Origin of the sequence: Acinetobacter stercoris, assembly GCF_900323515.1 — a bacterium.
Classification (GTDB): Bacteria; Pseudomonadota; Gammaproteobacteria; order Pseudomonadales; family Moraxellaceae; genus Acinetobacter; species Acinetobacter stercoris.
Genome location: NZ_OOGT01000152.1, coordinates 1 through 9,936, shown reverse-complemented (window position 1 = coordinate 9,936; position 9,936 = coordinate 1). Strand labels below are relative to the sequence as shown.

General features: G+C 37.6%; 8 protein-coding genes. 5 read left to right on the top strand and 3 right to left on the bottom strand.

Annotated elements, in window-relative coordinates; translation table 11 throughout:
• The first annotated feature begins 58 nt into the window (after positions 1–58).
• Both KPC_RS14210 and KPC_RS14205 read left to right on the top strand, forming a co-directional pair.
• Positions 59–703, top strand: a complete 645-nt coding sequence (locus KPC_RS14210) for a nuclease-related domain-containing protein (RefSeq protein WP_228212270.1) — start codon at positions 59–61, stop codon at positions 701–703.
• 122 nt (positions 704–825) lie between these two features.
• Positions 826–2,547: a thiamine pyrophosphate-dependent enzyme gene (locus KPC_RS14205; RefSeq protein ID WP_121975015.1), complete on the top strand. Its 1,722-nt coding sequence runs from the start codon at positions 826–828 to the stop codon at positions 2,545–2,547.
• 183 nt (positions 2,548–2,730) lie between these two features.
• Here the strand turns inward: KPC_RS14205 and KPC_RS14200 are convergent, their stop codons facing one another.
• A complete protein-coding gene (locus tag KPC_RS14200; RefSeq protein ID WP_121975014.1) occupies positions 2,731–3,498 on the bottom strand; it encodes a hydroxymethylpyrimidine/phosphomethylpyrimidine kinase in 768 nt (255 codons plus the stop codon).
• Positions 3,499–3,587: 89 nt separating this feature from the next.
• Between KPC_RS14200 and KPC_RS14195 the strand changes: the two genes are divergently transcribed.
• From KPC_RS14195 to KPC_RS14185, 3 genes are all read left to right on the top strand, one after another.
• The gene (locus KPC_RS14195) at positions 3,588–4,235 is read left to right on the top strand and encodes an HAD-IA family hydrolase (RefSeq protein ID WP_121975013.1); all 648 of its coding nucleotides are present in this window, start codon (positions 3,588–3,590) and stop codon (positions 4,233–4,235) included.
• Positions 4,236–4,306: 71 nt separating this feature from the next.
• A complete protein-coding gene (locus KPC_RS14190) occupies positions 4,307–5,440 on the top strand; it encodes an acyltransferase family protein (RefSeq protein ID WP_121975012.1) in 1,134 nt (377 codons plus the stop codon).
• Positions 5,441–5,521: 81 nt separating this feature from the next.
• Positions 5,522–6,055: a 2,4'-dihydroxyacetophenone dioxygenase family protein gene (locus KPC_RS14185; RefSeq protein ID WP_121975011.1), complete on the top strand. Its 534-nt coding sequence runs from the start codon at positions 5,522–5,524 to the stop codon at positions 6,053–6,055.
• 77 nt (positions 6,056–6,132) lie between these two features.
• On the opposite strand, the gene KPC_RS14180 is transcribed toward KPC_RS14185, so the two are convergent.
• Positions 6,133–7,620, bottom strand: coding sequence for a succinate CoA transferase (locus KPC_RS14180; protein WP_121975010.1), 1,488 nt, complete (start codon positions 7,618–7,620; stop codon positions 6,133–6,135).
• 286 nt (positions 7,621–7,906) lie between these two features.
• Positions 7,907–9,685: an acyl-CoA dehydrogenase C-terminal domain-containing protein gene (locus KPC_RS14175; protein WP_121975009.1), complete on the bottom strand. Its 1,779-nt coding sequence runs from the start codon at positions 9,683–9,685 to the stop codon at positions 7,907–7,909.
• Positions 9,686–9,936 lie beyond the last annotated feature (251 nt).

Genomic DNA, 9,936 nt, shown 5'->3' with positions numbered 1-9,936 from the left:
AAGTTAATCTATATGAAATATAACTTATTAAAAAATATATATTTTATTGGGGAGTAAAGTGTCTATTATAAGTATTTTTTCACCGCTTTTGTGGTGGATTTTGGGTTTGTGTATTTTTTTGAGTCTTTGGGGGATATTTAAACCAAGAATAAAAGGAAAGATTGGTGAATGGATTGTTAAGAGAAATATCTCGGATGAGTTGGGTGACGGCTATCAGGATATCCATGATTTAACTTTTTATGATGAGTATGGTACAACCCAAATTGATCATATCATTATTAGTCCATTTGGATTATTTGTGATTGAAACTAAAAACTATATAGGCTGGATTTTTGCCAACGAACGGCAAAAGGTATGGATACAGCAGATTTATAAAAACCGCTATAAATTTCAAAATCCTTTACATCAAAACTACCGACACATTAATGTGGTGACAAAACTGTTAAAAGAGATGATTGGTCCAGAACATATTCATTCGCTGGTTGTTTTTCAGAATGGCTGCGAATTTAAAACGGATATTCCTGCTGGTGTTTTTATCGGTAAAACTTGGATTAAGCATGTAAGAACATTTAATCAAGTGATCCTTTCAGAGCTTATGTGCAAAAGAATCAGATTGAAACTTGAAAATAGCGCATTGGAACGATCATTTAAAACCAATCAAAAACATATTAAAAGCCTAAAAAATAAATATGATCACNAGTAAATTAAAAATCACATGATGAATATATGATACAAAAAATGACATTTCATCTCTAAACCAATGCTAAATAATCGCTCACTATGAATCATGCATGATAAATATTTTAAGTAGAGCGAGTATAACAAATGGCTGGAAAAAAAGTTTCAGATATTATGGTAGAAGTGCTTGAACAGGCAGGTGTAAAGCATTGCTATGGAATTGTAGGCGATACGCTGAATCATTTTACCGATTCTATTTCTAAAAGCTCGATCGACTGGGTACATGTCAGGCATGAGGAAGTTGGCGGTTTTGCTGCAGGCGCAGATTCGCTGATGAGTGGAAACCTGACAGCATGTGCTGGTTCTTGTGGTCCTGGAAGCTTACATTTTATTAATGGTCTGTTTGAGTCTCACCGCAATCGTGCACCAGTCATACTGATCGCCAGCCAACTTTCGACAGATCAGGTTGGATTTATTGATTTTCCACAATATGTCGATTTTAGAACGATTTATCAGACATGTTCTGTTTACTGTGAGGAAATTACTGAAGCTAGCCAGGCCAGACATATTATGACTTTGGCATGTCAGGCAGCCTTAAATAAAAGAGGCGTTGCTGTAGTGATTATGCCAACCAATATCAGCCAGCAATATGTCGAAAATGATTTGCCATTTTCTGTGTATCATCCAAAACCAGAATTCACTCCTAATCGTGAAGAATTAAGTCAAATTAAAGAATTACTCAATACTTCCAGCAAGATTGCAATTTATGCAGGTGCAGGCTGTGAACATGCGCATGATCAGGTTGTTGTTCTTGCTGGGAAATTAAAAGCTCCAGTCGTGCATACTTCACGAGCTAAAGATTTTATTGAGTATGACAATCCTTTTAATATGGGGATGAATGGCATGCTCGGCAATAAAGCTGGGTTACATGCTGTCATGAATTGTGATGTTTTATTATTACTTGGTACTGATTTTGCGTGGGCTGAATATTATCCTAAGCACGCCAAAATTATTCAGATTGATGTTGAGGCAACACATTTAGGACGTCGCCATCCAATTGAAATCGGTGTAGTAGGGCATATTGCACCGACAATTCAGGTATTGTTAGCGTTACTTGATGAGAATCTGGATGATCAATATCTTGATGCCTGTCTGGAAATCAAAAAAGAAAGTGACGATATCCGCCATAAAGAAGAGCGAGTCGGTAAAGAAGGGCTGATCTATCCGCAATATCTGATTTCCCTGATCAATCGCTATGCTGATGAAGATGCAATAATCACTGGCGATGGAGGTTCAGCAATGGTCTGGATATTAAGGCATTTTGATGTGAATGGAAAACGTCGTACCCTAACCAGTTTATTGCATGGAACAATGGCAAATGCCATGCCTCAAGCGTTAGGAATACAAAAGGCATTTCCTGATCGTCAAGTGATCGCAATTTGTGGTGATGGTGGACTGGCAATGTTGTTAGGAGATCTACTCACAACTATTCAGGAAAAATTACCGATTAAAATTGTAGTTCTCAATAATAGTTCATTGAATTTTGTTGAACTCGAGCAGAAAGTTGAAGGCTTACTGGATAACTTTACTCACTTGCTCAACCCTGATTTTGGTAAAGTTGCTGAGGTGATTGGTTTGTATGGTCATACTCAAAAAACAGGTGAAGGGCTAGAGGGAGCTGTTGAACGATTTTTGAATCATGATGGTCCAGCATTACTAGATGTACATACCAACCCTATGGAATTGGTCATGCCGCCAAATCCGAATTTTTCGCAAGTAAAATCAACTTCAATGTATGCAATCAAAGCCTTGCTTGCTGGAAGAACAGACGATGTAAAAGACCTGTTTGTAAATAACTTTATGAAATAAAAAATATGTTTTTTTAATAGGTCTATAAAATTAGAAGAAGTTAAGGAGATGGCTACTCTTTAGCTTCTTCTTTGCAAAAGCTTGTCTTGATATTTAAGCCTATTATCTTATCTAGCAATAAATGAATAAAAATAGATGCTTATTCAAAGTGATTTTATAAATTTTGTAAAATCGCATGAAAAGTTAAAATCGTTTAGGAATCTTTTGTCCATTTGGAACAGGTGTTTCTGCATTTTTTAATACACCAAACAGCCAGGTTTCAGCATGTTGAACGGCCTGTTTCAAACCATCACCTAAGGCTAAACGTCCTGCGATAAAGCTTGCCAATGAACAGCCAGAACCATGATATTCACCTTCTAAACGAGGGCAGCGCGACTCGGAAACCATATCACCATCAATGTAAAGTGCATTTCGGATATAGTCAGGTGTATCTTCATGACCACCTTTAACTAGCACCGCTTTTGCACCCATTTGAAAGAGTTTTTCAGTCGCCTTTTCGAGATCATTCTCACCTGTTAGAGCTCGAAGTTCTACTGTATTTGGGGTAAGAATAGTTGCTAATGGAATAAGTTCTACAAACGCCTTGACCAGTGTTGCCTGATTGCCTAGAGAACCGCCACTGTTTGCAACCAAAACAGGATCTAAAACGTATTGGTAATCAGGATGTTCACGCAAAAATTGTGCTAAGGCAGCGATATTATCCGTAGTTCCCAACATACCGGATTTAACACATCGAATAGGTAAATCCCCAACTACAGCATTTGCCTGGGCGAGTAGCAATTCTTTAGAGGTTGCTTCAAAACCAAAGACTTTTTGAGAATTTTGAATGGTTAATGCAGTACAGGCGATTGCAGCATGTGCGCCACTTTGACCAATTGCTTCAATATCTGCCTGTAATCCAGCACCACCAGATGGGTCTAAACCAGAAAAACAAAGTACAGTTGGACGCACATCTATATCCTTAATCGATAAAATTTGCGTTAGTATAGGCAACTTTGACAGAACTCTCGATAGTAATTTCTTTAAAGAAGGAACATGTGGTGATCAAAAACATTCTTATCGATCTGGATGGAACTTTAACTGATCCTAAAATAGGTATTACTACATGCGTTCGCTATGGTCTTGAGAAAATTGGTCATCCAGTTGCCGCTGATTTAAATCTGGATTGGGTGATAGGACCACCGTTAAAAGTATCTTTGGCAAAAATCCTGAATGTATCAATAGATGATGACTTGGCTGAGCAGGCACTACTTGGTTACCGTGAGCGATTTGGCCATATTGGTTTATTTGAAAATGAAGTTTTTCCTGATGTTGCCGCTACATTATCTCAGTTGCAAAAGGAAGAATACAAACTTTATCTCGCGACAGCTAAACCGATTGTTTATGCAACACAAATATTAGAACATTTTGATTTAGCAAAATATTTTACTAAAGCTTATGGCAGTGAGTTAAGTGGCGAACGAACCAATAAAGGTGATTTAATCGCCTATATTTTACAGCAAGAGTTATTAAGCCCTGATGAATGTATGATGATCGGTGATCGTGAACATGACATTTTAGGTGCGCGCTGTAATGGGATTGAAACAATAGCCGTTGAATATGGCTATGGTACAGATCAAGAATTAACAGCAGCAAAACCTTTGCATCGTATAACAAAATTTGCTGAAGTTTTAGACTATCTAAGTTAACAATTAAAATAAATATTTCATGTGAAGACTATCGTAGTCTTCACATTTCCAATCTAAAAGCAGATGGATTAATGCGAAATTATAAAATAGATATACTACGTGGAATTTCAGTCCTTTTAGTCCTCTTTCATCATTTTAATATCCCATACAAATTAAAAGATACTTTTCTTGGCGTTCAGGTTTTTGGTGAAAATTTAAGTACATTGATTGCCCGAAACGGAAATTATGGTGTGACCATGTTTTTTGTAATTTCGGGCTTTTTGATCACATCTCACACTTTAAAAAGAGATGGTGCTTTATCCAAAGTACATTTGTGGCAGTTTTACATTCGGCGTATTGCAAGGATTATCCCTTGTCTTGTTCTACTGGTTCTAATGGTTACCATATTGGGGAGTTTGGGTTTAACACCATTTATAAATCAAGCCCCAAATGGCGTGGAAGTCTCTTATGGTTTAACAATCCTTGCTGCATTCACCTTTTGGATGAATATCTTGATCATCCAGTTTGGTTGGGTCAATTATGCGCTTGGTGTACTTTGGTCACTCTCTGTTGAAGAGGTGTTTTATCTGGCATTTCCTGTTCTTTGTCTGGTATTACGTTCTAAAAAGTTATTTATATTATTTTTGCTGGCGATTATTTGTTATGCGCCTTATTTTAGGTCGCTTTATTATTTAGATGAAAATGGTGGTTATTTATATCATTATTTTTCAAGTTTTGATGGAATCGCAATTGGATGCATATTGGCATTGGCCGTACAGAAGTGGCAATGCCCAGAACGGATCAGAAAACCAGTGATTACAATCATTTCTATACTGATGTGTTTGCTATATCTATATGCTCCAATTAAAGAAGTTAGTATTTGGGGAACCGGTGTTTTTGCATTGTTAACGGCAGGTCTGATTTTTTGTCTGGCTCAGGAAAATAGATCGAAAGCTGATTCTGGTGTTGGCAATATAACTGTATGGATTGGAAAACGTAGTTATGAAATATACCTTTTCCATTTGGTTATTTTAGGATTAATAAAAGTATTTTATCTACCTAAAGAAACTACTCCAGAGCAAAAACTCATCCTGTTACCTCTATTTTTTATAGCCACATTGTTGTTGAGCTGGGCAATTGAAAAGTATTATTCGACGCCGTTGAATCACTTAATTCGGAAGCATTTATTGGCAAAGGTTAATGGTGATTTGCAAAGGAAAGGTTAAAAAATGTGATTTTTCATCTTTAGATTTAATCAATATGTTAACTTTTTATTGTTTGAGTGAAAAATAAACAAGGAGAGTCACATGGTTGAAAAAGCGCAAGATGAATTCTGGAAAAACATTGCAAAAATCAATAATCCGTTTAAACCAGATGCTTTACCGGAAGCCTATATTCACAATGCAACTATCGATGATGAGCGTTATTACGTCCCTTTTACTGAGACGGTTTCTTCACGACCATTGTGGATTTCACCGCAGGAAAATAAATGGTGCGATATTCTCATGGCAAAATCGGCAGGTCTGGTCAATAGGCACTATCATCCACATGAGGTTTTTGCCTATACCATTTCTGGAAAATGGGGATATCTGGAACATGACTGGACAGCGACAAAATCGGATTTCGTCTATGAAACTCCAGGCGAAGGGCACACTTTAGTTGCATTTGAACATGAAGAGCCGATGCGTGTGTTTTTTATCGTGAAAGGACCTCTCATCTGGTTAAATGATACAGGAGATGCCGATGGTTATTTTGATGTGCATGATTACCTGGCGATGTGTCGTGAACATTATCAACGTGTTGGCATTGGCAAAGATTATATCGATTCTCTCATCCGTTAAATTTATGATAAAAAACCTCAGCAATTAAACTGAGGTTTTTTAGTTAAATAACAACTTTTACTTGAAGGTCAAATGGCTTACATATGACCTTGTTCTTCAAATTTTGCATGCCAGGAAAGTGCTTCATTTAGAATATGAGGCGTATGTCCTCCTCGCTGACAAGCACGATCAAAATAATCATTCAAGGCTGCTTTGTAAGAAGGGTGCGCACAATGATCAATAATTTCCCTTGCTCTTTCTCTAGGGGCTAAGCCACGTAAATCAGCCAACCCTTGTTCTGTGACTAAAATATCAATGTCATGTTCATTGTGGTCTACATGGCTAACCATCGGGACGACGGAAGAGATAGCACCATCTTTCGCAATGGATTTAGTGACAAAAATCGCCAGATGAGCATGACGGGTAAAGTCTCCTGAACCACCAATACCATTCATCATTTTTGTTCCTGAAACATGGGTTGAATTGACATTGCCATAGATATCAAATTCAATCGCAGTATTGATGGCAATAATGCCTAAACGACGAATTAATTCAGGATTATTGGAAATATCCTGGGGACGAAGTACGATTTTGTCTTTATATTGTTCAAAATTTTGCATGACCTGATCTGCACAGGTATCAAGTGTCATTGAACTACCAGAGGCGAACTTCATCTTGCCTGAGTCGATCAGCTGGAAAGTGCAATCCTGTAAAACCTCTGAATACATTTCCAGATCAGTGAAACTGGAATGTTCAAAACCAGAAAAGACCGCATTTGCGATTGAGCCTACACCAGATTGTAGTGGACCTAAGTTCTGAGGCAAACGCCCAATTTCAACTTCTTTTTCAAAAAAATTGATCAGGTTTTTGGCTATGGCAAGCGTTTCCTGATCTGGTTCTGCCATGGATGCAGATGTATCTGGTAGGTCATTAAATACGATTGCAACTATTTTGTCAGGATTAACCGTTATGCCCTGAGTCCCTATTCGGTCACTTACTTGGGTGAGAGGGATTGAGCCTCGATTAGGTCGTGCTTTAGGGATGTAAATATCATGCACACCTTCCAAATCAGGACTAATCGTACGATCAATTTCTACTATGATCTGGTCTGCAAGCTCAGCAAAAATAGCTGAGTTACCAACAGAGCCTGTCGGAATGATTTGACCATCTTCTGTAATGGCAATTGCTGAAATAATTGCAATATCAGGTTTTTGAATCACATGATGTTTCATTTGTTCAGCAGTTTCTGAAAGATGCTGGTCAGTAAACATTACTTCACCTGCATTTATCGCTTTTCTTAAAGTCGGATCTGCCTGATAAGGTAAACGTCTTGCGATCACATGTGCTTCACAGAGTTTCTGGTCTATTTTGTTTCCCAGGCTTGCACCAGTAGCAAACGTAATTTTTAACGGATGTGTTTTTGCATATTCAGCTAAAGCCAGAGGAATGGTTTTAGCTTCACCTGCGCCCCCAAACCCGCTCATGCCAATGACCATGTTATCTTTGATCAGTTGAATTGCCTGTTCAGCAGGCATAATTTTTTCACGAAGTGAAACGAACCGTATACGATTTAAATCAAGATTCATATTATGTTTCTCATATAAATTCCATCATTTGAATGATGGGGTTGTTGCTTTTGTTTTATGTTTATTGCTGCAAAATACTTCAGCCCTGAAGCAAAAAATAAACTCATGATAAGACGATGTAGCGTTTGACAGCCTTTATTTTATGCTAGATCACAAGAGACCAGATTTACTCCCGGTTATGATCATGTTTACTTTGCTTAGACTTATATTTTTGAGAAACCTGTTAGATGAAATTTCTATATCTAACAGATCCTCATATTTAGATCGTGTTACCTGATATGGGTAATTAAGCTAGCGTTGTAAAATAGTCTGCTGAAAACTGCATGACCACACTAGCCCCTGTTTTAATTTGCTGAAGCCGACTAGAGAGACCAGGCAGATTCTTAGCCACAAAAAAGTCAGCTAAAAGTAATTTATTTTGATAAAACGATTCTGTTTTTTGTTCTGCTGCCTGACAAATTCGTGCAAACATATAGCTAAAACTTAGCAAACCAACAGCATGTAAATAATCTACTGCAACAGTATTGGCGAAATCGGGATGTATTTTGGTTTGTTCTAAAATAAAATGCGTAATTTGCTCAACTTCATCACAGGCATGTAAAGTGGCAGCCTTGATTTTTAAAGTACCATTAAGTGATAGGGCAAACTGTCGAATTTCCTGAATGTATTCAAAAATACTTACACCATTATTTTTAATGACTTTGCGTCCGATGAGATCCTGAGCCTGAACGCCATTTGTACCCTCATATATTTGAGCAATACGTAAATCACGAACACATTGTTCCATTCCCCATTCGCGAATATAACCATGTCCACCAAAACACATTTGGGCATCTAAAACTGCATTAAAAGCTGTGTCAGTTAGATAGGCTTTGGCAATTGGAGTAAGTAAGGCAACACGATCATTGGCCTTTTTTACAGCTTCGGTATCAAGTGAAAATTTGGTGATATCGAGTTGCTGTCCTACATAAACAGCAAATGCTCTTGATGCTTCATTATTGGCACGTCCATTGAGTAACATGCGACGAACATCACCATGGACCAGAATCGAATCGGCTGGCTTATCTGGTGATTTTGTCCCTGTTGAGCTACGGCCTTGCAAGCGGTCTGTGGCATATTGAGCTGCATTTTGATAAGCAAATTCGGATGCTCCAATGCCTTGGATTCCCATTGAAAGTCGTTCGTAGTTCATCATGATAAACATCGCTGCCAAACCATGATTTTCTTGTCCGACCAGAAAACCTTTAGCAGCATCAAAATTCATAACACATGTTGCTGAACCTTTGATTCCCATTTTATGTTCAAGAGAACCTGCACCTAAGGTATTTCGTTGACCAAGAGAACCATCTGCATTGACCATGAACTTTGGAACAATAAATAGGGAGATGCCACGGGAGCCTGCAGGCGCATTCGGGGTTTTGGCTAAAACCAGATGGATGATATTTTGGGATAGATCATGTTCACCACTGGTAATGAAAATTTTTGTTCCAGTAATGTTATATGAGCCATCAGGATTAGGTTCAGCTTTAGTTTTTATTATTCCTAGATCTGTACCAGCATGTGGCTCTGTTAAGCACATTGTTCCAGACCATTCTCCAGAATAAATTTTAGGTAAATAAGTCTCTTTTTGCTCTTGCGATGCGCAGTGGCTGAGTGCCATTCCAGCACCAACAGAGAGCAGGGGGTAAAGCATAAATGAGGGATTGGTTGCAAAAATCATCTCATCAGCCAAGACTGTGAGCATTTTTGGCATATTTTGACCACCCCATTCCTCATCTGCACCTAATCCAATCCAGCCTCCTTCTGCATATTGTTGAAATGCTTCTTTGAAGCCTTTCGGAGTTGTAACCTGACCATTTTTGAAATGTGCACCTTCTTCATCAGCCGCGCGATTCAGATCTAATATGACATTTTTTGAAAACTTGGCCATTTCTTCTAAAATAGCATTTGCTGTTGCCATATCAATATGATTTAAATTCGGATTATTTCCCCAAAATACTTCAGCCTGAAATACATCATTTAAAATAAACTCCATATCTTTTAATGGTGCGTTATAAATTGGCATGTTTATGTCCTCGTTATTATTTATGATAAAACCTTGATTTATCATTCAGCCTAAAAATGAGAATCTATTTAAAATTGATTTAAAAAAGAATGAAATCTAAACAGAAGTAAGAGTTTTATTTTTGTGAAATAAGGTGTTGTAAATCATCTTTATACCTGCATAAATAGTATCATGTGCTAGATGTCACATATAGTTTGGAAATAATTATTCCCTTTTAAAACCGTATAAAACATAAACAAAGTGTACTGACT

What these genes read in the sequence shown, in the direction of transcription:
- KPC_RS14180 (WP_121975010.1), bottom strand. Translation starts at nt 7,620, where the DNA reads ATGAATCTTGATTTAAATCGTATACGGTTCGTTTCACTTCGTGAAAAA.
- KPC_RS14205 (WP_121975015.1), top strand. Translation starts at nt 826, where the DNA reads ATGGCTGGAAAAAAAGTTTCAGATATTATGGTAGAAGTGCTTGAACAG.
- KPC_RS14190 (WP_121975012.1), top strand. Translation starts at nt 4,307, where the DNA reads ATGCGAAATTATAAAATAGATATACTACGTGGAATTTCAGTCCTTTTA.
- KPC_RS14185 (WP_121975011.1), top strand. Translation starts at nt 5,522, where the DNA reads ATGGTTGAAAAAGCGCAAGATGAATTCTGGAAAAACATTGCAAAAATC.
- KPC_RS14175 (WP_121975009.1), bottom strand. Translation starts at nt 9,685, where the DNA reads ATGCCAATTTATAACGCACCATTAAAAGATATGGAGTTTATTTTAAAT.